General features: G+C 38.6%; 19 protein-coding genes and 1 riboswitch. Of the genes, 6 read left to right on the top strand and 13 right to left on the bottom strand.

Annotated features, from left to right (window positions below; genetic code table 11):
- Positions 1–86: 86 nt before the first annotated feature.
- The 8 genes from JHE06_RS01755 to JHE06_RS01720 all read right to left on the bottom strand — a co-directional run bounded on the left by JHE06_RS01755 (position 87) and on the right by JHE06_RS01720 (position 11,391).
- The gene (locus tag JHE06_RS01755; RefSeq protein WP_201089190.1) at positions 87–1,220 is read right to left on the bottom strand and encodes a glycerate kinase; all 1,134 of its coding nucleotides are present in this window, start codon (positions 1,218–1,220) and stop codon (positions 87–89) included.
- Positions 1,221–1,393: 173 nt separating this feature from the next.
- Complete coding sequence (locus tag JHE06_RS01750) at positions 1,394–3,004, bottom strand: gamma-glutamyltransferase family protein (protein ID WP_058919856.1); 1,611 nt, start codon at positions 3,002–3,004, stop codon at positions 1,394–1,396.
- 27 nt (positions 3,005–3,031) lie between these two features.
- Positions 3,032–4,237, bottom strand: a complete 1,206-nt coding sequence (locus JHE06_RS01745; RefSeq protein WP_201089188.1) for a hypothetical protein — start codon at positions 4,235–4,237, stop codon at positions 3,032–3,034.
- 250 nt (positions 4,238–4,487) lie between these two features.
- Positions 4,488–5,417, bottom strand: a complete 930-nt coding sequence (locus JHE06_RS01740; RefSeq protein ID WP_201089187.1) for a 1-phosphofructokinase family hexose kinase — start codon at positions 5,415–5,417, stop codon at positions 4,488–4,490.
- Positions 5,418–5,664: 247 nt separating this feature from the next.
- Positions 5,665–6,810 carry a mannitol-1-phosphate 5-dehydrogenase gene (locus JHE06_RS01735; protein ID WP_058919854.1) on the bottom strand — a complete coding sequence of 382 codons (1,146 nt, stop codon included), beginning with the start codon at positions 6,808–6,810 and terminating at the stop codon, positions 5,665–5,667.
- 1 nt (position 6,811) lies between these two features.
- Entirely contained in the window at positions 6,812–7,252 is a 441-nt protein-coding gene (locus JHE06_RS01730; protein WP_058919853.1) for a PTS sugar transporter subunit IIA, read from the bottom strand.
- A 24-nt stretch (positions 7,253–7,276) separates the two neighbouring features.
- On the bottom strand, positions 7,277–9,406 hold the full coding sequence (locus tag JHE06_RS01725; protein WP_231726736.1) for a BglG family transcription antiterminator: 2,130 nt from the start codon (positions 9,404–9,406) through the stop codon (positions 7,277–7,279).
- 179 nt (positions 9,407–9,585) lie between these two features.
- On the bottom strand, positions 9,586–11,391 hold the full coding sequence (locus JHE06_RS01720) for a PTS mannitol-specific transporter subunit IIBC (RefSeq protein ID WP_201089185.1): 1,806 nt from the start codon (positions 11,389–11,391) through the stop codon (positions 9,586–9,588).
- Between the two features lie 415 nt (positions 11,392–11,806).
- Between JHE06_RS01720 and glmS the strand changes: the two genes are divergently transcribed.
- Positions 11,807–13,615 carry a glutamine--fructose-6-phosphate transaminase (isomerizing) gene (glmS, locus tag JHE06_RS01715; protein WP_201089183.1) on the top strand — a complete coding sequence of 603 codons (1,809 nt, stop codon included), beginning with the start codon at positions 11,807–11,809 and terminating at the stop codon, positions 13,613–13,615.
- Positions 13,616–13,903: 288 nt separating this feature from the next.
- Positions 13,904–14,929, top strand: a complete 1,026-nt coding sequence (locus JHE06_RS01710; RefSeq protein ID WP_201089181.1) for a N(5)-(carboxyethyl)ornithine synthase — start codon at positions 13,904–13,906, stop codon at positions 14,927–14,929.
- 194 nt (positions 14,930–15,123) lie between these two features.
- On the opposite strand, the gene JHE06_RS01705 is transcribed toward JHE06_RS01710, so the two are convergent.
- A complete protein-coding gene (locus JHE06_RS01705; protein ID WP_201089179.1) occupies positions 15,124–16,842 on the bottom strand; it encodes a Na+/H+ antiporter NhaC family protein in 1,719 nt (572 codons plus the stop codon).
- A gap of 97 nt (positions 16,843–16,939) precedes the next feature.
- Positions 16,940–17,121: riboswitch (Lysine riboswitch) on the bottom strand.
- Positions 17,122–17,343: 222 nt separating this feature from the next.
- Here JHE06_RS01705 and JHE06_RS01700 point away from each other — a divergent pair.
- Positions 17,344–18,216, top strand: a complete 873-nt coding sequence (locus JHE06_RS01700) for an SDR family oxidoreductase (protein WP_201089177.1) — start codon at positions 17,344–17,346, stop codon at positions 18,214–18,216.
- A gap of 204 nt (positions 18,217–18,420) precedes the next feature.
- A complete protein-coding gene (locus JHE06_RS01695) occupies positions 18,421–19,287 on the top strand; it encodes a hypothetical protein (protein WP_201089175.1) in 867 nt (288 codons plus the stop codon).
- 50 nt (positions 19,288–19,337) lie between these two features.
- On the opposite strand, the gene JHE06_RS01690 is transcribed toward JHE06_RS01695, so the two are convergent.
- Positions 19,338–20,006, bottom strand: a complete 669-nt coding sequence (locus JHE06_RS01690; protein ID WP_201089173.1) for a DUF421 domain-containing protein — start codon at positions 20,004–20,006, stop codon at positions 19,338–19,340.
- Between the two features lie 282 nt (positions 20,007–20,288).
- On the opposite strand from JHE06_RS01690, the gene JHE06_RS01685 reads away from it, so the two are divergent.
- Both JHE06_RS01685 and JHE06_RS01680 read left to right on the top strand, forming a co-directional pair.
- Positions 20,289–20,552, top strand: a complete 264-nt coding sequence (locus JHE06_RS01685; protein ID WP_201089171.1) for a YrhK family protein — start codon at positions 20,289–20,291, stop codon at positions 20,550–20,552.
- A 144-nt stretch (positions 20,553–20,696) separates the two neighbouring features.
- The gene (locus JHE06_RS01680; protein WP_201089169.1) at positions 20,697–21,794 is read left to right on the top strand and encodes an AI-2E family transporter; all 1,098 of its coding nucleotides are present in this window, start codon (positions 20,697–20,699) and stop codon (positions 21,792–21,794) included.
- 91 nt (positions 21,795–21,885) lie between these two features.
- Here the strand turns inward: JHE06_RS01680 and JHE06_RS01675 are convergent, their stop codons facing one another.
- The 3 genes from JHE06_RS01675 to JHE06_RS01665 form a co-directional block, all read right to left on the bottom strand.
- Positions 21,886–22,491 (bottom strand): VanZ family protein, encoded by a 606-nt coding sequence (locus JHE06_RS01675; protein WP_201089167.1) that lies wholly within the window; start codon positions 22,489–22,491, stop codon positions 21,886–21,888.
- 238 nt (positions 22,492–22,729) lie between these two features.
- Entirely contained in the window at positions 22,730–23,002 is a 273-nt protein-coding gene (locus JHE06_RS01670; RefSeq protein WP_201089165.1) for a hypothetical protein, read from the bottom strand.
- 163 nt (positions 23,003–23,165) lie between these two features.
- A complete protein-coding gene (locus tag JHE06_RS01665; RefSeq protein WP_201089163.1) occupies positions 23,166–24,569 on the bottom strand; it encodes a hypothetical protein in 1,404 nt (467 codons plus the stop codon).
- Positions 24,570–24,602 lie beyond the last annotated feature (33 nt).

Below are 24,602 nucleotides of genomic sequence, written 5' to 3'. Positions count from 1 at the left end.
AAAAAAGAAAAAACTCTTTTATTTTTGCTTACATCTATAACTTGTGTAACAAGTAACCTATCGACTACTATAATTCCTCTTTATTATTACTTTCCAATCTTAATAACTGCCGCAATGTTTTGTGCAGTTTGTTTTATATTTTCATATCCCGTTTCCAATGCACTCTCTAAAGAAGTAATTTCAGAAAGAATGCTGAAGACGGCCGTCACTCCATGTTCATAAATCGCCTCATAATCACCAGATAATCGTCCGGCAATAGCGATGACCGGCACTTGATACCTTTGGGCAATTTTAGCCACACAAATAGGCGTTTTTCCATAAATCGTTTGATGGTTGACCCCGCCTTCGCCCGTAATAACTAAATCGGCATTGCGGACTTCATCTGCTAAACCGACCAACCCGCTAACCAATTCACCGCCATTTTGCAATTTACCGCCTAAAAAGGCTAATAATGCGCCTCCTAAACCGCCAGCTGCTCCTGCTCCAGCAACAAACTCAATGTCTTGATTCAAATCCTGACGAATCAAACGGGCAAAGTGTGCTAAATTTTGATCGAGTTGTTCTACTTGTTCCAGTGTTCCGCCTTTTTGGAATCCATAAACATAAGAAGCTCCTTTAGGTCCGGTTAAAGGATTGTCCACATCACACGCTACTTTGATTTCAACTTCTTTTAATTTTGGGTTTAATTTGGCAAGATCGATTGAAACTAAATCAGCTAAGCCGATTCCACTCGGGATGATTTGTTGTCCTTTTTTATCCAGCAGTTCCCCGCCTAGACATTGAATCATTCCAGCACCGCCATCATTGGTTGCACTGCCTCCGATGCCAATTAAAATTTCTTTGACCCCTTTATTTAAAGCATCTTGAATCAATTCTCCAGTACCCCATGTAGAGGTAATCAGTGGATTCCGTTCCGAAGGGGGAACTAAGTGCAATCCTGAAGCTGCCGCCATTTCAATAATGGCGACCGTACCATCTCCTGAAATACCGTAAAATCCTTCTACTGGTTCCCCTAATGGTCCTTGAACAATAAGCGTTTCCAGCCTTCCTTTTGTAGCATCAACTAAAAACTGCACTGTTCCTTCGCCTCCATCAGCCATCGGAATTTTTACATATTCTGCATCAGGAAATACTTTTTTAAATCCTTCTTCGATAGCATTGGCTGCTTCTAATGCGGTTAAACTTTCTTTAAACGAGTCTGGTGCAATGACAATTTTCATTTGGACCTCACTCTCCTCATATAAACCATTTACACGTTATCGTCTGAATGGCTTTACTGTTATTATATAAGTTTCAGCTTGTTTAATGAAGTTTATCCTTTTGAATCAAATCTAGCGGCCAATAAAAACAAAGACAAGTCACCACAAAAATGGGAAGACTTGTCTTTGTTAGTTTACCAGACAGATAAATACCCGTCTGATCTTGGTTCTGTTCCACCGACTAAAACACCATTCTTATCACGCAAAATGATTTGGCCGCGTCCGAACATAATTGTTTCATTGACCACTTCCACTTCATGTCCTTTTCGCATCAGCGCTTCGGTCACATGGAAAGGCATGCTCGGTTCAACTTGAATGTGTTTTCCTTTGATCCATTGCCATCTAGGAGCATCTAGTGCATCTTGCGGATTCAAATGAAAGTCGATCATGCTGCTGACCAGCTGCATATGCCCTTGAGGCTGCAATGGTCCGCCCATCACACCAAACGGTCCAATAGCGGTATCGCCTTGCGTTAGAAATCCAGGAATGATGGTATGGTAAGGACGCATACCCGGTACTAAATAATTTGGATGACCTTTCTCCAAAGTAAATTGACAACCGCGATTATGCAGACTGATTCCCCATCCAGGTAAAACCGTTCCGGAGCCAAAACCTGTGTAGTTGCTTTGGATATAAGAAACCATGTTGCCGTCTTTATCGGCTGTTGCAAAATAAACGGTCCCTGACTTATCCAACTCACCAGGAGCTGGCGTTAACGCTTCTTCACCAATCAGCTCGCTGCGTTCTTTTGCATACTCTTTTGATAACATCGCTTCTAATTCAACTTTCATCGCTTTGGGATCAGCGATATGCTCTAAACCATCGCTGAATGCCAGTTTGATGGCTTCAATTTGCTTATGATACGTTTCAATATCGTCTTTCCCTTTTAACTCTAAGTTCTCTAGGATATTGAGAGCCATTAAGACAATTACACCAATCCCATTCGGCGGCAGTTCCCAAACATCATAACCACGGTAATTCGTGGAAATAGGGTCGACCCATTCTACTTGGTGCTTTTCCAAATCTTCTTTGCGTATGTAGCCGCCATGCTCCCGTGAAAATGCATCGATCTCATCCGCAATTTTCCCGCGGTAAAACGATTCTCCATTTGTGTTGGCAATTTCTCGCAGGGCTTTAGCGTGACCTTCAGAAGACCACATTTCGCCGGCTTCCACCGGACGGTCATCTGGGCAAAAAACATCGAACCACGTTTTCAAAACAGGGTAATCTTTTAAAGCAGCTGAGTAAATTTTATAGTATCGTTTCCATAAACGCGCAACATTACTGGCAACTGGGAAGCCTTCTTCAGCAATTTTAGCTGCTGGTTCCAACACTTCTGTTAAAGGCAAATTGCCAAACTTTTCAGATAAAGCTACCCAACCGCTAGGCAGCCCTGGAACAGAAACAGGATCTAATCCAAATTTGCTGATTTCTTGGTAACCTTTTTTTACAATAGATTCCGAAGTCATCAAATCGGGTGCTGCTCCGCTGGCATTCAAGCCATACATTTGCCCTTCAAACCAAACCAAAACAAATGCGTCGCCTCCAATCCCATTCCCTGAAGGTTCAACCACTGTTAATGCCGCTGAAGTAGCAATTGCTGCATCAATGGCATTTCCGCCTTTTTTCAGTATTTCTAGTCCTGCTTGCGACGCCAGCGGACTTGCGCTGCCAATCATTCCTTTATGGCCGTAAACTAAATTACGTCTTGATGCGTAATGAAATAAATTCGGATCAAATTTCATAGGTATTCCCCTTTGCATTTTAATGGTTTATAAAAAGTTAACGAAAACTCCAGCGATCACAATGGATAACGTCGTAACTGTCGACAATCCGGCTACTACATAAGCTGGCATAATGTGTTCTAGAATTATTTCTTGTTCTTCAGGATCATCCGTTACGGCTTTAGCAATTTCGTTTGAAATCAAAAAAGTTGCTGGGAAGCCTAAAAATTGTCCCATGGCAATTCCCATAGCTAAATTTTTAGTTTTTGTCAGTTTCCAACCTGGCAGTAAATAGAAAACAATGTATAAAGCTATCAAAGACACCCCGATCAGCAAAATAGTCGAGAGACCTAATGAAAGCAAGTCAGCCACACTAATGTTAGCCAGCGAAGGAACGATTGTCGCAAAGACTAACATGGACAGCAATCCTGAGGCTTTCCCTTTTTCTAAGATCTTATTGGGAACCAACTTGGTATAACTCATCACTGCTCCAAATAACAAAGCCCAAATCGAATAGTTGATAGGAGTGACTGTTCCTAGTGAAACTGCAATCCAAGCAAAGAAAACAGCAATTGCTACACAGACAAAATCAGTAAAATACTTGTTGTTTCTATCAGCGAAGCCGATGTTTTTTTGTAAGTCTGCTTGCATAGATTCTTCTTCACTTGGCGTTAATACCTTTTTTTGCTTGCTGCGGTAATCAGCCAAAACGTCCTTTGCCTCTCTTACTCCAAAAAAGGAAGCTGGATAAGAACCGGCAAATTTCTTAATAGCGTATAGCACTACTCCTAAAGCAGCAGGAATAGCTAAACCTATTTCAGAAGCTGCACCACTCATGATTTGTGTCGAAACGATCCCGCCGTTTAACACTGGAATTGCTACAATAGCACTCTTAACTCCGACGATTGGAGCGACCGCTAAACAAGCCAACATGACAACAAACATGGATACAACGGCTGTCAAAACGGTTCGCCATTCTTCAGCTAATTGCTTTAAATTGATCATCGTACCCATATGAAAAATCAATAAGCCGGCCGATAAACTGCCAAATTCCGATAAACCAGCTAATTCGATAATATTAGCGGGTAAGACATTCGTCAAAAAACCGATAAGAAATAAAAATAATGCCACAAATACAGATGAAACTTTAGCTTTGGAAAGAATCCCAAAGAAGTCCCCAATCGCAAAAATACCAACTACAATCAAAAAATAAAAGTAGCTTCCACTTGTGAAAGCTGTCAAGATATCCTGCATAAAAATTCCTCCCTATAAATCGTGCTTTTTTAGTCGATTTGATTAAGATGAAAGAAAATAAACTAATCAAAATCTAATACAATGGGCATATCTTACCATTGTATTCTAATGAGTGTCAATCCTTATTCTGGCTTTATGCACAATATATACGGTTATTTAATAATGATGGTATTAAAAAAGACACCATCAAGCAAATGCCTTTTCTTTCCAAGGCAAATCTGATGGTGACTTGTTAATAATTTGTTTATTTTTAGTCCATTTGTAATTTTTCAACTCGTACTTTCTTTTGTAACAACTTAGCTTCTTTCACACTAAATGTTGTGCTGTTCGTGTATTGCACTTTGCTTGCAGCACAACCGCTCGCAAAGGCTAACGTCTCAGTCAATGGCTTTCCTAAAGATAAATTTGCTAAGAAAGCCCCGACAAAGCAATCACCAGCACCCGTATCATTCACTGCAACGACTTTAGGAACCGTGATTTGGTAAAACTCACCATCATGGCTGCAAATGCTGCCTTCACTTCCTTGCGAAACAACGACATAATCGATTTTTTTAGACAGTTCTTTTAAGTTCTCTAGTAAAGGATTTTCTGCGGAAACAATTTCTTGTATTTCAAAGGCATTCGGTTTGATAAAGTTTACTCCTACCTCAACTGCTTTAGTCAATGCTGCTCCCGAAAGATCGCATGCGATAAAACAGTTTTTCTTTTTCAATACATGCAGCAACTCTTCCAAATCTCTCAGTTCGAATCCCGGCGGCATCGAGCCGGCAATCAAAACGATATCCTTTTCTTGAATCTTTTCTTCAATTTTTTCAGTCAACAATTCTATATCATAACTGGAGACTCTAAAACCTTTTTCAGTGATCAAGATACTACCGCTAACGTTCGCTTCCAAAATAACATAGCTTTCTCGAGTCGGCTTTCCATAAACCTCTACCAAATCATAATTGAGTTCTTTTTCCTTTAAAATTTTTTCCAATTTACTTTTGTTCGTTGTACCGCAAAAACCCAATGCTTGGTTTTCTACGCCTAGTGTACTCATCGCAAAAGAACCATGGTGACCTTTTCCGCCTAAATCATACTCGACTTTACTAAGCCGGTTGTTTTTTTCTTTGACCAATGTTTTTTCAAGGAATAACAAACGGTCAATGGCTGGATTCAATGTAATGGTGTAGATCATATTTTTTTCTCCTTCCAATTGCACTATTTTCAAAAAAACCTTCTTTTTCTTCTTATTATATCACCTAACTGTACCGCTTACATTTATTAACCTTTCAGTGAACAGCTGAAAGGCTAATACCGGCTTCCGTTTTTTCATTCAGCGATGTCCAAATAGTTGCTTGAAATCGTTTAATGACAAAAAAACCACCAACATTAGCAGCTTTTTGCTGAATGTTGGTGGTTCCTTGAATCGTTTTGATTAGATACTAGACTACTTTAGTGTATTCGTCCGCGATTTTATCAATTAAGGTTTTGTCTTTCAAACCTGTTACTTCCTTAATAACTTCTTCAACTGGTTTTCCTGCTAATAATTCAGCTAGCTTTTGACTTTCTTCATCAGCAGCATCACGATAAACCAATATTTTGGCTACTGTTTTGATTAAATGTTCAGTAGACAATCCTCTTTCATTTGCTTCCCGAATAGGTCGGATAAACCGTTCATCGTAGCCTAATTTTCTCATCGGTGTTCTTGCTACACGTGTAATATCATCTGAGATATAAGGGTTCATGAAACGTGACAATATTTTTTCAATATAAGCTTGGTGCTCAGCTGCATCGAAATCCCACTTCTCAATCATTAAAGCACCTGTTTCGCCTAAAACGTGTTCAACTTGCGCTTTTACTTCTTCATCTTTTAAAGCTTCATCTATGGTTTTGTAACCCGCATATTTTCCGGTATAAGCTGTAGTCGCATGTCCGGTATTCACAGTGAATAATTTTCTTTCGATATACGGTTCTAAATCTTCTGCATAATGGGCGCCGGTTAACTTAAGGTCTTTATTTTTCAAAGCTCTTTCGTCAATGACCCATTCTTTATAAGGTTCAACTGAAACAAATAATTTATCTTCATGCGTTTGCAGAGGAACGATCCGGTCAACAGCTGCATTAGGAAATCCAATGTATTGTTCAACGTATTGAATTTCTTCATCCGATAAATGCTTGATAACTTCGCTTTTAAGGAAATCACTTCCGCCAATCATATTTTCACAAGCAATCACATCTACTGGTTGAGTAGAGTTCATTTCTTTACGTTTTTGAATTCCTTCAGCTATCAATGGTGCAATAAACGGCAATATTTTCGGGCCAATGGCAGTCGTAACAATGGCTGCCTGTTTAAAAGCTTCCACGACTTCTTCAGGATGGGTACCATTGTTGATGCCGGAAACATTTTTGACCGTAATGTGTTTTTTATTTTCTTCAGCTAATTCGATCGTATATTCTTTGTACTGGTTCAAGGCATCAATGATGTCTTTATTGACATCGATAAATGCAATGTCGAATCCATTTTCAGATAGAACTTCTCCAATAAACCCTCTGCCAATATTGCCTCCGCCAAAATGAATAGCTTGCATATTATTCGACCCCTTCCAATGCAGATAAAACTTCTTCTGCTGTAGTTGCATCTGCTAATTTAACAACGTTATCGATCTCTGAGCAATAAATAGCGATTTTTGAAAGAATGTCCAAATGCTCATTGCCGACTCCAGCGATTCCGAAAACAATGCTGACCATTTTTTCATCTTCCTCTGTTCCAAAGTTAACGCCGCCTGGAATTTGGACAACAGAAAGTCCTGATTTTTTGATCATATCTTTTGAATTTTCTGTACCATGCGGAATAGCAATAAAGTTGCCCATATAAGTGGTTAAATTCTCTTCGCGTTGAATCATTTCTTTAATGTAGCCTTCTTCTACATATCCTCCATCAACTAAAATTTGACCAGCGTAACGGATAGCTTCCTCTTTATCTACAAAAGCTTGGTTTAAACGAATGTTTTCTTTTTTTAAAATGTCCATTTTATTCATCCTCTTTCTTGTTCATTATTGTTTTTGGTATTTTTCTAAAAATAAGGCATTTAAATAATTGGTGAGCAATTTTTTCGAACCAGCATTAAAGATTTCTAAATTCAAGTCACTTTCAACAATAGCAGAACTGATCAATCCCAATACTTCTTGAGCCGCCTCGCTTAAAGGTTCAGGACCAAGCATCATTAACACTCGTTTCATCTCAATGGTCCCTTTATCAATCGAATCCATCACAAAAGATGCCGGAATGTCATAAATAGCAAAGTACGGCACGGTCACTTCTGAATCAATACAATGGAATAAAGCCATGTTCGTTCCAGGTAAACCAATAGGAGCTATAGTCATGCGCTCCAGCAGCTTCCATTTGATTTTTTCGGGATTCGAAAGAACGGCTTCTTCTTCCAAATACAAACAAATAGATTCAATCAGTTCTTCTATATTGCGGTGATTCTGCCATTTCTTCAAATCGAACCGTTCGAATAACTGATTTACGATCGTCATTTTATGATAAAAGGTTTTAAATTCATTTTCTTCTATCGGCGATGTCACTAGATTTTTAGTATCAGAAGGCTGTTTTTTCAATTTTTCGGATAGCAATTGTTTAATAGACATCCGGATGCTTTTGATTTCATCATCCATCAGCAATGGCGTAACAACTTTGTATTCTGATTCAAACCCTTGCAAGAAAATCGTGGAGAGAATCAAATCGTAGTCTTCCAATTCTAGTTGATCCAATTGAGAAATACGCGAGGTCGCGATATCAGATATTTCTGGAATATTTTTCTTTAAACGGTTTTGCACTATTTTAGCCATGCCGACACCACTTGAACAAATAACCAATACAGAAACATGCTGTCTAGCAATCAACTTCTCATAGGTGGAGGCAAAATGAATCACGATATAGATGATTTCATCAGGTAAAAACTCAATGTCTGTAAAGACTTCTTTTAAGTTTTCCTCCACTACAAGACTCAATTGTTGATACTGTGAATGTATCTTTTGTAGTAGTGAACTTACATTGCCTGGCATCGGCGCCATCGCTCGCTTAACCGCAGCAGAGATATGAGCCAGCAAATCATTGTACAAGGTTTCGTCTTGATTGAAATCCCAATCCATTTGATAAGAAACTCTACGAATCAATTCGCTCACCTTAAAACTCAAATCTGCATCATAACCTTCTGAAAAGAACTCTTTTCGTATGTGGACATTCAAGCCTTCTATCTGAAGAGCCAGAAAATAAGTTTCTGCCAAGTTTACTTCAATAGCATCCCTCTTCTGGGTAGCTTGAAAAATTCCTTTCGCGATGCTGACACTTGTGGAGTCTTCAACCGTCGTTAACGGCGTATGGAAGGATTCCAAAGTATAGCCTTGCTTGATGCGCATAATGGAAAAGGTCAACAAAATAATGAGTTTTTGAAATTGAGTATCGGTCACTTGTTTAAAGAAATCTTGATCAAACTCTTTTAGAACATAGTACACATTGGTCAACACTTGTTCATCCAATAGATTTAAAAACAAGTTCTCTCTTTTTACCCATTGGCTCTCTTTATTTTTCTTTGAGAAGCTCTCGAGCAATCGAGAAAAATCGTATTCGTTGATTTCGCTGCTGATCAATCCGCTAATAATCAACCTGCGATTGCTTTCTTCAGCAACGGCTTTGATGCCTTTGGATTTTTTTCTTTGAATTTCAATTTTATAGTCTTTAAAAATTTCTTCTATCGATTGTAGATCTGATTGGATCGTCCCCACGCTCACTTGAAGTTCAAGGGCTAAAGCTTCCATTTTAACTTCTTCTTCATTTAGCAACAATTGGATAACTAAGATGCTCTGGCGTTGTTGAACCGACAATTCTTTAGAGGAGTCATGCAGATTTTCTTGCAATTCCTGGAGTGCAATAGCATTGCCAATTAAACGATACCCCTTATCCGGTTCTCGAACTAATTTGATTTGGCTTTTGGCTAATGTGCTTTCCAGACTCGACATTTCACGGTAAATCGTCCGGTCACTAACACGAAGAGCCTCGGTCAAAAAGTCTAATGTCACTCCGTTTTTTTGTTCCAAGAGCAGCTCGATAATTTTCTTTTCTCTTTTAGAAATGTTAATCGGGATTTCCTCCTTTCCAAAAAAATCAAAATGAGTAAACACAGTGACTACTCTTCACTGTGTTTACTCTCCTTATTTTAAATTTTGGGGAAAGCATACCGCTACACACTGGTTGCAGTTGAATCCCAAAACTCTTATTCTATATAAGAAAAGTATGTTGTTTACATTACTTATCTTATCCTAGACGATCAAGTTGCTAAAGCAATAAGCCTTCCAGTGAACTATTCGTTAATAGATTTTTTTAAATCATCAATAATTTCATCGTATTTCGGACTATTCAAGAAATTTCCCACCGAAACTTGTGTTGCATGAGGCGTTTTTTGTTGTGCACGAACGGTTAATTCTTCTTGCGTAATGACCAACAAACCGTCTTCATCTGTTAGGTTATTGATCGATGAGTTTGTCACCGAGATATCCAAACCAGCTTCTTTTACTTTTTTGCGTAAGATAGAAGCTCCCATTGCACTAGAACCCATACCAGCATCACACGCAAAGATGATCTTAGAAATATTTTTAGGAACTTCACTTGATGTTGTTCCTGTATTAGCAGACACTTCTGCCGCCGCTTCAGTAGCCGTTGAGCCAGTATTTTTTAAGTTATCAATGATTTCCTCGTATTTAGGACTGTTTAAGAAGTTTTCAACAGAAACTTGTGTTGCCCGAGGTGTTTTTTGTTTTGCACGAGCTGTTAATTCTTCTTGCGTGATAACCAGCAAACCATCTTCATCTTTCAGGTTATTGATCGATGAGTTTGTCACCGAAATATCTAAGCCTGCATCTTTCACTTTTTTGCGTAAGATAGAAGCTCCCATTGCACTAGAACCCATACCGGCATCACACGCAAAGATGATTTTGGAAACTTGCGCTTGTTTAACTTGTGCTACATCGTCTGTTGAAGTTACTGCAGATGCAGATTTGCTTGTTCCTTTTGACTGAGCTTTCATAGCTTGTGTTTCTTTAAGTTTCGTTTCAAATTTTTCGGATTCTGGATCAGATTTATCGGCTTTCAAAATGACCATTGCCACTAAGAAAGAAACAACTGCTCCAGCAACTACTCCTAAAATAACTCCTAGATATCCTCCTTTAGGCGCCATTGCTAGAATAGCAATAATGGAACCTGGAGATGCTGCAGCGACTAGACCAGAGTTCATGATTGTGTTTGTCAACGTTCCAGCCATCCCTCCAGCGATAACAGCTAAGAACAGCAATGGTTTCATTAAAACATAAGGGAAGTAGATTTCATGAATCCCTCCAATAAATTGAATCAATGCAGCTCCAGGTGCAGAAGATTTAGCTGCTCCTTTACCAAAGAATGTATACGCTAATAAGAGTCCTAAACCTGGTCCTGGATTAGCTTCTAGTAAGAAAAGAATTGATTTCCCTGTTTCTGCAGCTTGTTCAATACCCAATGGTGTTAAAATACCATGATTGATAGCATTGTTCAAAAAGAGAATTTTTGCCGGTTCAATAAAAATATTTGCTAGTGGCAATAAGCCTGCGCTAACGATCCATGCTACTCCGCTAGCCAAAGCTCCAGTTAAAATCGTTACAAATGGACCTACTCCATAATAAGCAACGATCGCTAATAGAAATCCAATGATCCCACTAGAAAAGTTGTTGACCAACATTTCAAATCCTGCTTTGATCTTGTCTTTAAAAATGTCATCAAACCATTTGACACAATAACCGCCTAATGGCCCTAACGCCATCGCTCCAATAAACATTGGAACCTCTGACCCCATGATAACTCCAAATGTTGCGATTGATCCCACGACCGCTCCTCGTTGGCCATAAACCATACTTCCGCCCGTATACCCTATCAATAAAGGTAACAAATAGGACAACATCGGACCAACCATAGATGCTAAGTCGGCATTCGGCCAATACCCATCTTCAATAAATAAAGCGGTTATAATTCCCCATGCAATAAATGCCCCAATGTTCGGCATGACCATACCGCTTAAATAGCTGCCCATTCGTTGAACAAATGCTTTTGCCCCTTTTTTTCCACTATTGGTTTGTTCCACAATACTTCCTCCTCAAGTTTCACTTTGTACTTTCTACCTATAAGTAAGCTTAACTCCTTATGAATACGATTACAATAATTGGTACCGCCATTTTTGGCAAACTGTTCACTGCCATAGGTGCCTCTAACTCGATTGGTCTACATAGAAAGAAACAAACGAACAAGGTATACCAATGAAATTAAATGCAATTAAATTCTTGACTTTATCTTTATTCAAGCTTATTATTACCGTATCGCGATTATTCAAATATAAAAACCAGTCTATACCAATACAAACAAACACGTTATTTGGTATAGTCCGTTATCAATTGTTAGACGAATGCTGATGCGTCACTCGGTCATTTTCTACCGTTGACGATTCGTCATTAGAATAAACAGACTCGTATTTGTTTTACTACAGAAAGAAGGACAAGGAAATGTGTGGAATTGTTGGATATATTGGTTATCAAGATGCAAAAGATAGTTTATTGCAAGGACTAGAGAAATTAGAGTACCGAGGCTATGATTCTGCCGGTATTTACGTTATGGACGAAACTGCTACGGGCCACCTGTTCAAAGAAAAAGGCCGAATTGCCGCCTTACGAAATATAGTCGACTCTTCAATAGCAGCTAACGTCGGAATTGGCCACACACGTTGGGCAACTCATGGTGTTCCTAGCGTGGAAAACGCTCATCCTCATCAATCAAACAGCGGACGCTTCACTATTGTTCATAACGGAGTTATTGAAAATTATAAAGAAGTTTATGCTGTCTATTTAAGTGACGTTGACCTACATAGTGATACCGACACTGAGATCATCGTTCAATTAATCGCCCAGTTTGTCGAAAAAGAGCACTTTTCAACGATTGATGCTTTCAAAAAAGCGCTTAGCTGTTTAAAAGGATCTTATGCTTTAGCTTTGATTGACAACGAACAGCCCGATGTCGTTTTTGCGGCAAAAAATAAAAGCCCGTTACTGGTAGGGAAAGGCGACGGTTTTAACGTTATTTGCAGCGATGCCATGGCTATGATCCAAGAAACCAACCAATTCGTTGAGTTAATGGATGGCGAAGTCGTGACGTTAACACAAGAAGTCATCAAAATAGAAAATGCCGTTGGCGAAGTAATGGAACGTGATGCCTATACTGCCGAAATCAATCTAAACGATTTAGATAAAGGAACGTACCCTTACTATATGGCGAAAGAGATGGATGAACAACCTGCTGTGATACGCAAAATCATCCAAAGTTATCAAAATGAAGCAGGAAACCTCGAGATAGATCAAGCGATCGTAGCTAAACTGACTGCCAGCGACCGGATCTACATTGTTGCTTGCGGAACGAGTTATAATGCCGGTTGGGTCGGAAAGCAATTGCTTGAAACCTTAACGCATATCCCAACCGAAGTTCACTTAGCCAGCGAATTTGGCCACAACATGCCATTGCTGACTAAAAAACCGTTCTTTATTTTCTTATCCCAAAGCGGAGAAACAGCGGATAGCCGCCAAGTTTTGGTTAAAGTCAACGATATGAACTATCCTGCTTTAACACTGACTAATGTAGCCGGTTCAACGCTTTCTCGTGAAGCAGAATTCACCTTATTGTTACATGCTGGTCCAGAAATAGCTGTTGCTTCAACCAAAGCTTATACTGCTCAAATTGCTGTTTTAGCTATTTTGGCTGAAGTAGTCGGCAAAACAGTAGGCTTATCAGAAGAGAACAACATAATTCATGATTTAGGCATTGTCGCAAGCAGCATGGAAAGCATTCTTTCTGAAAAAGAACAAATCGAGAAACTAGCTACTGATTATCTTAGCACTACCCGAAATGCTTTTTATATTGGGCGAGGAATTGATTATTATGTAGCTATGGAAGCTTCTTTGAAATTGAAAGAAGTCTCTTATGTACAAACAGAAGGATTTGCAGCTGGGGAACTGAAACACGGCACCATCGCGCTAATCGAAGAAGGCACTCCTGTCATTGCTGTCATTACTGATGAACGCATTGCCGGACATACCCGTGGAAACGTTCAAGAAGTCCATGCCCGTGGTGCACATACCATTGTTATCGTTATGGAAGGATTGGAGCAAGCTGGAGATCAATTCATCTTACCGAAAGTCAACCCGCTGCTTTCACCTTTAGTAAGTGTTGTGCCTACTCAATTACTAGCATATTATACTAGTTTGCACCGTGGAAACGATGTCGACAAACCAAGAAACTTAGCAAAAAGTGTGACGGTTGAATAGAACTACTCTATTTATGTATCTTTTAAGAATTTAAAATTAAAGGTTGAAAATTTATACTAAAATTTGCTAAAAACAATCCTTTACAAATATTATATTCGTAAAGGATTGTTTTTTACTTATGCAAAACGATAATAAACTTTAAACATAATGTTTTAAATACTGTGCAGTTGAGGCGAACTCTTATCTCCTTTTTTCGCCTTGATTTGTAACTAGCTGTTATTAATGCGATAATAAGGTACTATGTCCGGCTTTCTCGTACATAATGATCACATATAGGAGGTTAGGAATATGCTGCACAAACAACTGAAAACTATCGGATTTGTCAACAGTCACAAAGCTGGTGAGAAGCGGATCGCCTTGCTGCCTAGAGACATTGCACAGTTAGAACATCGAGAAGCTTTATTTTTTGAAGAAAGCTATGGAAGCGGTTTAAACATTTCTGATACTGAATATGCGGCTTTAGGTTGTCAGATTGTTTCGAGAGAAATTGCTTTAGCGCAAGATATCATCTGCGATCCTAAAATTGGAGACGCTACCTTTTTAAAGGATTTACACCCAGGACAAACATTATTCGGTTGGATCCATGCTGTCCAGAACAAAGAAGTAACCGATACATTATTAGCTAATGAGCTTTCAGCATACGCTTGGGAAGACATGTATGAAGATAATCGGCATTCTTACTGGCGCAACAATGAACTGGCCGGCGAAGCAGCCGTCATGCACGCCTGTCAACTAAATGGCGTTATGCCTTACGATACCAAAGTTGCCCTTTTAGGTCGCGGCAATACTGCACGAGGCGCACAACGTATTTTAACCGGTTTAGGAGCAGACGTTCGAGTTTACGACCGTCGCCAAGAAAAACTGTTCCGAAAAGAAATGACTGAATTTGATGTGATCGTTAATGCTGTTTTATGGGATACTTCTCGTAAAGACCATCTTGTTTATCAAACAGATTTAAAACATCTTAAACCCGGGACTATGATTATCGATGTCAGCTGTGATGAACATGGCGCCATCGAAACAACCGTTCCCACTTCTTTAGAGAATCCGATTTATGAAATAGATGGTGTTGTCCACTATACCGTTGATCATACTCCGACTATTTTTTATCGTTCTTCTTCAAGCGCTATTTCAAACGAGACCGCTAAGTATATCGATGACTTGGTTGAAAATCAGCCTAATGAAATTCTAGAGAATGCTTTGATTATTGAGCGAGGATATATCATTGACGAGCGGATCAATCAATTTCAGAATAGACCGGTCTCTGATTCTTTAATAAACTCAGACCGGCAAGATCCAGCTTCAGCAATGTAAATAAGAAAAGAAGAGGTTGGGACAAAAGTCCCAGCCTCTTTTGCATATCCGAATATTTATTCTAGAACGTGTTCCAAAAAGCAGACCCGACGTCCACTTCACGAATAATGCTCGATGGTCTGTGACCATACTGCGCTCATTCGTTCCAGTGATTCGGGTCTAAACGCTTTTTGTCTCACTCCCTTCTTTTTCCATTATTTGCTGCTATCCGTAACAGGCTCCTCAACGTGTTTGCCGAAGAAATAAACAGTGGCAACTGTCACGACCATCGCAATCGGCATCACGATCCAAATCGATATCCCTAGTCCAACAGGAATAAATCCGAAAACAACAGCGATAGTAGCAACCACAATTGCATACAACAATTGGGTCTTCACATGTTCTAAATGATCTGCTCCAGCTCCCATCGACGATAAAATAGTTGTATCGGAAATCGGTGAACAATGATCCCCGAAAATAGCTCCCGTCAAGACAGCACCGGTAGTCATAACAATAAATTCTGGATCATTAGACAATGCAGCAGATAACGGTATTGCCAGTGGCATCAAAATTCCCATCGCTCCATAAGAAGTCCCTGTTGCAAATGAAATAATCGAACCAAGAATAAAAATGATCGAAGGCAATAAGAAAGCAGGCATTGAATCTGATAATAACGAAACTAAAAATTCAGCTGTACCCAATTCTCCAATAACGGCACTTAAGGACCAAGCCAATAACAAAATAGCTCCAGTAACGATCAATGACTTCATTCCGTTGATCCAAGTATCAACTGCTTCACCCCAAGTAAAGATTTTTTTCGACACGCCCATCGTCATCGCTACGATACTTGCCAACAAAGCTGCCTGGAACAAAACGATACTCGCATCTGAAGCACCAAAGGCTTCTTGTATAGCTAAAAGCGAAACAGGGCTTGTTTTTAGAACTTCTATAGCCGCAGCTTCGCCGCTTTCCATAATGGCAGCATACCCATTGAAATAGAAACCGACAAATGCTGCTATGATCAACGTTCCAATTGGAATCACCATGTTCCAAACACTCAATTTAATTCCTTCAACAGGTTCCATTTCATCCAGTTCAGTTGCTGTAACGACACTAAGGTCTTCCGCATCTTGAGCGTTGCGTTTACGCGCTCTCTTTTCAGCGTTTAACATTGGACCAAATTCTTTTAATAAGAGAGCCGTCGCCAATACAAAAGCCAGCATTAAAAAGTTATAAAAACGATAAGGCAACGTTTGAATAAAAATGCTATAGGCATTGACTGTTTCCCCAATTGCTTCATATCCATCTTTGATCAATCCTACTTCATAGCCTACCCATGTTGAAATTAAAGCTATTCCAGCAATAGGGGCAGCTGTGGCATCAACAATAAAAGCTAGTTTTTCTCTGGAGATTCTTTTCTCGTCTGTTACGGGACGCATTACAGGCCCAACGATCAGCGAGTTGGCATAATCATCAAAAAACATTAAAATCCCTAGAATCCATGTAATGACTTGTGCACTTCTAGGTCCTTTAGCTTTATTCGATAAGACAGCCGCAACAGCTTTTGCACCTCCCATTTTAGTCATTAGCGCAATCAACCCGCCTATCGTCAAAACTTGCAAAATGATTCCGGCATTCCAAGGATCAGCCAAAGAAGTCAACGCGTAATTCACTACACTTAAGAAGGCTTGCATTACCGCAAAAAAGAGCGAACCATTTGCCAAATGGAGCACATAAGCTCCTGAAAAAACACCAATAAACAATGAAATAATGACGTTTTTAGTCACAAATGCTAATAATATCGAGACAACCGGCGGAACTAACGTAAACCAACCATAATTGACGGCAGCACCGTCAACATTTGAAAAATTCATACTAGCGGCGAATACCATAAAAACCGCTACGACTAAAACCAAACCAACTTTCTTCTTCATTTCCTTACTCCCTTTCCTATTTGAACGCAAAAAAACGCCTTGAGTTCTATTCAACTCAAGGCGTACTTTATGTATTCATTCATACACTTCAATACCCTTTGTTGATAGTCCTCCACAAATTCATACCTGAAATTTTGTGACAGTGCTGAGCATATTCTGCTCAACCCCAGCAATCAACAGTTTGGCTCTGTCGAACACTTCGGCGATTTCCCCTTTCCAACTACTTCATTGTGCCCTCTCAATAGTTGTACTCTTAAAAATCGCGCCTCTATCTTTACTTTAATTAATTTGTTTTTAAAAAGCTACCTTTCTACTATACGATAGTTCTTAAGATTTGGCATTAATTCTATATGGATGCACATCAAATTCTAATCTTTCTTTTGTTAGAGAATCATTTTGTTCCCTTTGCAATTTTGCCTTTAAGTTGATTAACTTTTTAATCAAGCGTAGACTATTTATAGATCAGTAAACGCTTTCTGTTTAAATAAGGAGGATACAATAATGAAAATCTTAGTCACAGGCGCCACTGGTATGCTGGGTAGTAAAGTAGTAGAAGCTTTGTTAAAAAAAGGAGTCCCGCCCGAATCTATTGCAGTTGCTGTACGTAACCCTGAAAAAGCTGAAAATTTCATTTTACAAGGAATCGATGTTCGTCAAGCTGATTATGAAGATCCGCTTTCTTTAGAACAAGCTTTTACTGGAATTCACCGTTTATTATTGATTTCTTCTCAAGGCGATGATGATCAACGTATTTTGCACCACAAAAATGCTGTTTTCGCTGCCAAAGCGGCCGGTATAAACTTTATTGCGTACACCAGTATCAGCAAACCTGAAAACAGTCATTTAAGCATCTCCCATGTTCATCGTGTAACAGAACAACTCATTCATGAAACAGGGATTCCTTATGCGTTTTTACGAAACAACTGGTACATCGAAAATGAAATAGGTCTTGTAGAAACCATCTTAGCTGGCGAACCGTTAGTTACGTCCGCCGGCAATGGGCGTGTCGGCTGGGTCCCGCGAGTTGATTACGCCGAAGCTGCTGCGGTTATTTTAGCTGCCGGAGGCCATGAAAATAACATCTATGAATTATCGGGCACTCCTCAAACTTATACTGATATGGCACAGATTTTATCAAGTTTAGCAGATAAAGAAGTTCCTGTTTTGCAAGTAGACGATGGCGCTTATCGTCAATCCTTGATCGATCACAACACTCCAGAAGGATATCTCGATTTCTATGTAGGAATTCAACAAGCGATACGACAAGGGGATTTGGATGTTGAGAGTGAGGATTTACCGCACTTGCTCAATCGCCCTGCGATCACATTGCAAGAATCCTTAACAGAAATTGTCCACAAACTTAAAGAACACTAACCTATTTAAAACTAAAGAAGGCGTTGGAAATAAACCTTCTTTATTCGTTTGCCGCTGCTCTCTTCATTGGTGTTCTAAAAAACAGATGATTGGATATCCTTATTTCCAACTTCTATAATAGGTTGCAAGGCAGTTTCTTTAAAATCAGTCTCTGTAATTGATTCACTGACCGTACATTCTAAACTAAGAAAGGAAGAATTCTTTATGAAAAATAAGAAAGTATTTTTGCCTGCATTTATGACCCTGGCTGTGTTAGCAGGATGTTCAATGAATAATAACACTACGGAACAGCAAGCAAGCAGTGCTTCTTCTCAAATAAGTTCGCAAGAAACAACTAGCCAAAGCAGTCAATCAGAAAGCTCTATCGAAGAAAATTCCAGCAGCGAAATGACCAGCCAGTCCAGTGACAGCGCTGCAGAAAATTCGGGCGAACAAGCGGTTGACTTGACTCAACAAGAAGTGCTTGAAGCCATTGGAAATGAACTGTATACTGATGCACCTATTAAATTGCCCAAACAACTTCCAATGAAAGAAGGGAAACATTTGAGTGCAACCGCTTCTTCTAAATCCGGTATGTACGCAATTGTTTTCTATGAAAGCGATGAACCTATTCCAATTAATAACGAACAGTTAACAGATGGAACGAGTTCAGCTGAAGAAATCGCTCGATTGACCGTTCAACAATACCCGTCACAAAAAGAAGCCGATGAGCAAATAGCCCACCAAACATTCAGCGAACAAGGCGGACAAGAAGTTGATCTAGGCTACGATATCAAAGGTTACCAAGATGCAGGGGCCGGTTCTGTTTATACGGGTTGGAATGAAGGGCAGTGGGCGCTAGCTTCTCATGCAAGGACTGAAAATAGCGAACAAGGAGCTGCATTGGCAAAAGAAGCTGTAGAATTTTTAGAAAATAATCTGCTCCCCATTCCTGACCAGCATGGATTTGCCCATCTTGATGCTGAACAAGGAGACAATCGTATCCTTTGGCAAGATAGAATGACCGTTTATACTATTGATCAAGTGGTCAATCCAATAGATGCCCTCATGATTGCTGTCGCATTTGACTAACATAAGTTCCTATCCTTTTCTAAACGAATCAAGGATAGGAGTTTTTTTTATTAACCATCAATTTTATAGGGCTCTTTCACTGACTCTGCATAAGTCTTCCAGTATAAACCGTGTTCCCTTGACCATTCTGCGTATGCAATTTCAGTTACCTGAGATTGGCCTTCTTCTTTTAAAATATCCAGTAACCAATCTTTAGTTTGATGGATACTTAGTAGAGCTTTCTCACTGATTACTCCTTCATCTATTAAAAGGATGGTGAGCACCGCGTCTTCTTCTTCATTTCTCATCACACTAATCGTCCCTCCTGTTTCAAGAATCACGTATTTTGCTTCTTTCAAAGAAAAACAATTTTGTTGCCGCATCATCGTTCTCAACTGTTCCATTTCTACATGGTTGCTATTTAATCCTTTTATATTCAGTTGCCCGTCTTGTACTAACATACACGGTTGGCCTTTGATCCACTTATTGATAGTAGAATTTTTTTGAACAAGAGACTCGATAATATAAATCATCACTCCCCATACTGTCAATGCCAGAAAAAAATGACTTAACTTGATCTTTTCATCATAAATCGTTTCTTCTAAAATGCCGCCTAACACTAGAGTATAAATCAAATCGAATGGTGTAATGTCAGACATACTTTTTTTACCTAATAAACGGGTAAAAAGCAACAGTCCAACTAACCCAAAAGCAACCTTTAACACAATACTCCCATACATAGCAGACAATCCTCTCTTTTAAGCCGGTATTTTTCAAACGGTATTCTCCCTTCTTTATTCTAACCTTTCTACTAGAAAAGTACTATCGAAGCGACTGAGGTGTTTGCTGTCTTATCAGCTCATCAGCTTTATTAAGCAGCGTGCTGCTCTGTTCGAAAAAATAGAGTGAAATAACCCAAGTTTATTTTAAGAATCTGTTAAACTAAAATTAGCTCTACTGTCGCAATCCAGTGTGACTATTGAAGAAACTAAAGGAAAAAAATGAACGAAAGGATGAGCATTATGCCAAAAATCAAGCGTAAAGAAAACGACGTTGAGATTGAAGCTAAACGTTTCAAAATTTATTTCCAGAAAAAATACCAAGTTATTTCCTTAACGAACGATGTTATTACTGGGTTAATGTTTATTGCTGGGAGCTTATTGAACCTTTTTGGAGCTCCTGCTATTTATGGCAATGTTATTTATTTACTGGCCAGTATCTTCTTAACCATACGCCCTCTCCTTAAAATTTTCCGTCATACTTGGATTTCTAAAACAAAGAAATAAGCAAACAAGAGAACGATTTATGGTTTCTTGATTGTTTTCAATTGCTAATTAATGCAGAACAAACTGCTGAATAATGTTACTATGGAAGGAGATGAGACGATAAACAATCAGTTCGATCAGAGCTGATTTAAAAAGGAGACTGGCATGAATTATTTTAAAAAATCATCATTATTATTTTGGACTCTATGGCTATTAGCAGTAGCTGCTATTATTTATATAGCTTCTCAAATCAGTTTTATTTTCCACCCTATCTTTATCTTGTTTTCTACGCTTTTTATACCTATCTTAAGCGCAGGCTTTTTATTTTATTTACTAAATCCCTTAGTCAAACTTATGCAAAAAATGAGAATCAAACGCCCTTACGCCATTGTTTTGATGATGATTTTATTTATTGGCGGAATGATCTCTTTTATCATTAAAATTGCACCTGCCTTAATGGAACAACTGACCGAATTGGTTATTAATATTCCAGTTTTAATTGAAAATATCGAAATTCATGCTGAAGATTTAAAATTGCTTCCAGGACTTACGAACATAAACGTCGATGAAACATTGACTCGTTTGAATCTTTCACTTGATACCATTTCAAAAACGATTTTGTCTAGCTTTACAACAAGCATCAGTTCTATTATTTCTACCGTCACTAGTGTAGCCATTGCCTTGATCACTGTTCCAATCATATTATTCTACATGTTTCATGATGGCGAGAAATTTAAACCTGCTGTTGCAGCGATTTTCCCTAAAAATTTTCAAAAGCATGTGTTTGAATTGCTCCCCCAGATAAACGACGTTATCTCTTCTTATATCAGCGGCAAAGGATTAGCTAGTATTGTAGTGGCTATCTTGATGTATTTCGGTTTTTTAATGGTCGGTATACCCTACACTTTGCTATTGGCTATCATTAATGGCGCAACCAATCTTATCCCTTACATTGGTCCTTTCATTGGTGCAGCCCCTGCTTTTATTATCGGATTAACGATTTCTCCTGGGACCGCTTTTTTTGTTGCTTTAGTCGTTTTTATCGTTCAGCAAGTAGACGCTAACTTTTTAACTCCAAAATTTGTCGGAAAATCTCTAGCGATTCATCCGTTAACCATTATTTTTATTTTATTAGTAGCAGGAAAAATGTTTGGAATCGTTGGAATCATCTTCGGAGTCCCAGCTTTCGCAGTGATTAAAACAATTATCGTCTATATTAAGGACACTCGAACAGCTGCCAAAGAAATAAAAAAACCAAGGTAGAAAAACGACCGCCATGCTAAAAAGCTCTCTTTATTTCCAACTGTTTAATGGAAATTAAAGAGAGCTTTTTTGACAAGTTTTAAAATTCTACCTATTTAGTCATCATTCGCTTAACAAAACGAGCATTCATAAGTTGGTACCCTACGAATAATCCCATATAATTTAAAAATAGGTCACTCACATTAAAAGACCCTAAGCCTACTATGTATTGAACAAGTTCTACTGAGAATAAAGGAACAAATGCTTTTGCCACTATTTTCTTAAGGTTGAATCGCTTCAAATAAGAACCTAAGGGAACAAAACAAGCTAGGTTAAAGAACGGATCCACGCCACTGCCGCTTAACAATTCTCCAACAAAAGCTAAAGGGTTTAACGTCGTTCCTTGACGGCTTGAACTGTTGAAAAACAAAAAGCCGATCAAGGCTATCAAATACACGAGTGAAGAAAGTTTTATGTTCTTTAGACTCTTTGTACGGTAAATGATGCGATAAAGGGTTCTTGCTAAAAGAAAAGCCAAACACAAAGATACCATTAATGAAATAATGAGGCTATCTGGCAAGATGTAAATCGGCTTTAAATATAAGGCCAATTTCTGTTGAATGATGGTTTGGTAAAACCAATTTATCACGAGAAAACTGATGAGCATTAAAAAGATGAACACACGACGTTTATTTTTCTTTCCTTTGAATAGTTGCATAACCTTACTCCTGTCGTTAATTTTGCAGCATAATTTCTTACTCCATAGTAGCATGGGCATTCACAAATGTGAACAAAAAAAACAAACAAACGTTCTCGAAAGTATTCTGATTTTATTTATACTCAGTAATCGCTAGTTCCATTTGGCTATTAGCTTTTAAAGTTTTAAAAAAACAATAAAAAGCTCCTAAATTTAGCAGATGACCGCTTTAGTTTAGGAGCTTTTAGGGTTCTTGTCTTTAATTATTTTTTTCTTCCAATAAACTTATTAATGTTTTAGCATCTTCAAAAAACTGACCGTCATCATCCTCTTGAACGAATTCCAACATGAAATATCGAGCTGGTTGTTTCGCTTCACCGGCAGTGATGCGATTAGCATAATCGACTTGGTCAATTGTTTCAATGTGCTTCTTCCATTCTATTTTCCCTTCGTTTAATGGCAAGCCTTCTAATTCTTCCCACTCTTTTTTTATAGGTTTAAGGTAAACTTGATCAATCATTTTTTTATCCATAACAAATCATCCTTTTACCACTGTCTCACCTCGTTGTTAATTTTAACGTTCATTATTTCTTTATGTTTTTAATAAAAAGCTTAGTAGTTTATTTTAAAAAAACCAACTCTAATTTAAGAGATGGTTTTCCAACTAGCTTAGAGACGATGTAAACTAAGCTAGTCTAATGTTTGTATAAAAATCCTCCCATGCTAATAGCTCCTAGCAAAACAAGGATAGGTAAGGTCAAAGAACTAAAAATAGAAGAACCTTTATCTACTGATTCATTATCCGTTTCTGGATCTGTTTGTTCTATTTGTTCTTCAATGCTGCTTTGAGATGAAAACACAGTTCCCAGCTTATCAGATTCAAGCATCTCATTATCCCCATCAGATTCTTTCACTGGCGCTTTTGGAGTACTCTCCTCGATTTGATTACTCATGAGTTCTGTCGCTGCCTTTGCCCTTAGCGGCTTGTCGATAACTGAGCTGCTACCAACCTCTAAATCTGCTTTTTTTTCTATTTTTGAAGAATCAATGATGGGCTCATTTTCTGATACAATTTCTGGTTCATTCGCCGGTTCTGTTTTCTCAAGTTCAGCAGGTTCTTCTAACAATACAAACTGCTCAAAACTAGCATAACTGCCTTTCACATCTGTTATTGTAAAAAGAATCGTGTCGTTTTCTGTTAGTTTGCCTAAGCTGCTGAAATCAGCTGAAAAATTTCCTTTTTCATCAGACCTAACTTCAAGGATAAAATCTTCAGGCGATTGACGGTTTTCAACAGCAATAAGGGCATTTGAAATGGTTTTTCCAGTATAGGATGTTGTCGTAGAATAAATATCAGGTAAAATTGTTTCTTTTTTTATTTTATCACTTGCGGCTTTCCATTCTTCTGTGGGTTCTGAAACTATCTGATCCAGTATGCTGGTCGTTCCTTTAGATACGATCACAAATTGAATAGATTGCCCAATTTGAAGGGTTTCATCAATAAAAGACCACTGAAATTCTCCGGAAGAGGAAACAGATTTCACAAATGACTCGCTCAACACACCGTCTATCAATAAACGAATGGTGCTGCCCGGAACAGTGCGTCCTGTATATTCTTTTGTATAAGGATAGAGGGCTGGTAACGACGACGCTTCTTGAAGAGCTGTTTCTTCTTCTGAAGCGGTTTGGTTCATGCCCATGACTTCTGAACCGGTTGCTGCTGGCAAAATGCTTTGTTCTAATTCTGTTGTCCAGTCCGTCGACTCATCTAGAATATAAAAACGAATGGTCTCACCAATAGTAAAGTTAATCGTTCCAAAATCGATGGCAAACTTGCCTGTTTCGTTTACAGGCACTGCTGTTCGTGTTTCTTCTCGGTCGCTAATTTGATAATAAACAGTTGTTCCGACTGCACTCTTTCCATTGTAAATTTTAGTATTCTCATGAATAGCGGGAAGGGAGATAGACTCTTCCAATGCTTTTTCAGACTCAGCATTAAACTGAGTAGGTTCTTGGCCCCAAACAACCGGACCAGAAATACCAAAAACAGCTAAAAATATCAGCAAGATGGCCAACCGATTAATTTTTATTTTTCTCATAGTTGTAACGTTGCCCTTTCTTAACTCAGGATA

This window comes from Carnobacterium sp. CS13 (genome assembly GCF_016653495.1).
Taxonomy (GTDB): domain Bacteria; phylum Bacillota; class Bacilli; order Lactobacillales; family Carnobacteriaceae; genus Carnobacterium_A; species Carnobacterium_A antarcticum.
The sequence above is the reverse complement of the archived record's forward strand: the minus strand, read 5'-3'. Positions and strand labels throughout refer to the sequence as shown.

Excerpts from the sequence above, each read along its gene's own strand:
- JHE06_RS01705 (WP_201089179.1), bottom strand. The coding sequence starts at position 16,842 with ATGAAGAAGAAAGTTGGTTTGGTTTTAGTCGTAGCGGTTTTTATGGTA.
- JHE06_RS01685 (WP_201089171.1), top strand. The coding sequence starts at position 20,289 with ATGCCAAAAATCAAGCGTAAAGAAAACGACGTTGAGATTGAAGCTAAA.
- JHE06_RS01665 (WP_201089163.1), bottom strand. The coding sequence starts at position 24,569 with ATGAGAAAAATAAAAATTAATCGGTTGGCCATCTTGCTGATATTTTTA.
- JHE06_RS01680 (WP_201089169.1), top strand. The coding sequence starts at position 20,697 with ATGAATTATTTTAAAAAATCATCATTATTATTTTGGACTCTATGGCTA.
- JHE06_RS01700 (WP_201089177.1), top strand. The coding sequence starts at position 17,344 with ATGAAAATCTTAGTCACAGGCGCCACTGGTATGCTGGGTAGTAAAGTA.
- JHE06_RS01740 (WP_201089187.1), bottom strand. The coding sequence starts at position 5,417 with ATGATCTACACCATTACATTGAATCCAGCCATTGACCGTTTGTTATTC.
- JHE06_RS01695 (WP_201089175.1), top strand. The coding sequence starts at position 18,421 with ATGAAAAATAAGAAAGTATTTTTGCCTGCATTTATGACCCTGGCTGTG.
- JHE06_RS01675 (WP_201089167.1), bottom strand. The coding sequence starts at position 22,491 with ATGCAACTATTCAAAGGAAAGAAAAATAAACGTCGTGTGTTCATCTTT.
- glmS (WP_201089183.1), top strand. The coding sequence starts at position 11,807 with ATGTGTGGAATTGTTGGATATATTGGTTATCAAGATGCAAAAGATAGT.
- JHE06_RS01690 (WP_201089173.1), bottom strand. The coding sequence starts at position 20,006 with ATGTATGGGAGTATTGTGTTAAAGGTTGCTTTTGGGTTAGTTGGACTG.
- JHE06_RS01730 (WP_058919853.1), bottom strand. The coding sequence starts at position 7,252 with ATGGACATTTTAAAAAAAGAAAACATTCGTTTAAACCAAGCTTTTGTA.
- JHE06_RS01670 (WP_201089165.1), bottom strand. The coding sequence starts at position 23,002 with ATGGATAAAAAAATGATTGATCAAGTTTACCTTAAACCTATAAAAAAA.
- JHE06_RS01750 (WP_058919856.1), bottom strand. The coding sequence starts at position 3,004 with ATGAAATTTGATCCGAATTTATTTCATTACGCATCAAGACGTAATTTA.
- JHE06_RS01710 (WP_201089181.1), top strand. The coding sequence starts at position 13,904 with ATGCTGCACAAACAACTGAAAACTATCGGATTTGTCAACAGTCACAAA.
- JHE06_RS01755 (WP_201089190.1), bottom strand. The coding sequence starts at position 1,220 with ATGAAAATTGTCATTGCACCAGACTCGTTTAAAGAAAGTTTAACCGCA.
- JHE06_RS01745 (WP_201089188.1), bottom strand. The coding sequence starts at position 4,237 with ATGCAGGATATCTTGACAGCTTTCACAAGTGGAAGCTACTTTTATTTT.
- JHE06_RS01735 (WP_058919854.1), bottom strand. The coding sequence starts at position 6,810 with ATGCAAGCTATTCATTTTGGCGGAGGCAATATTGGCAGAGGGTTTATT.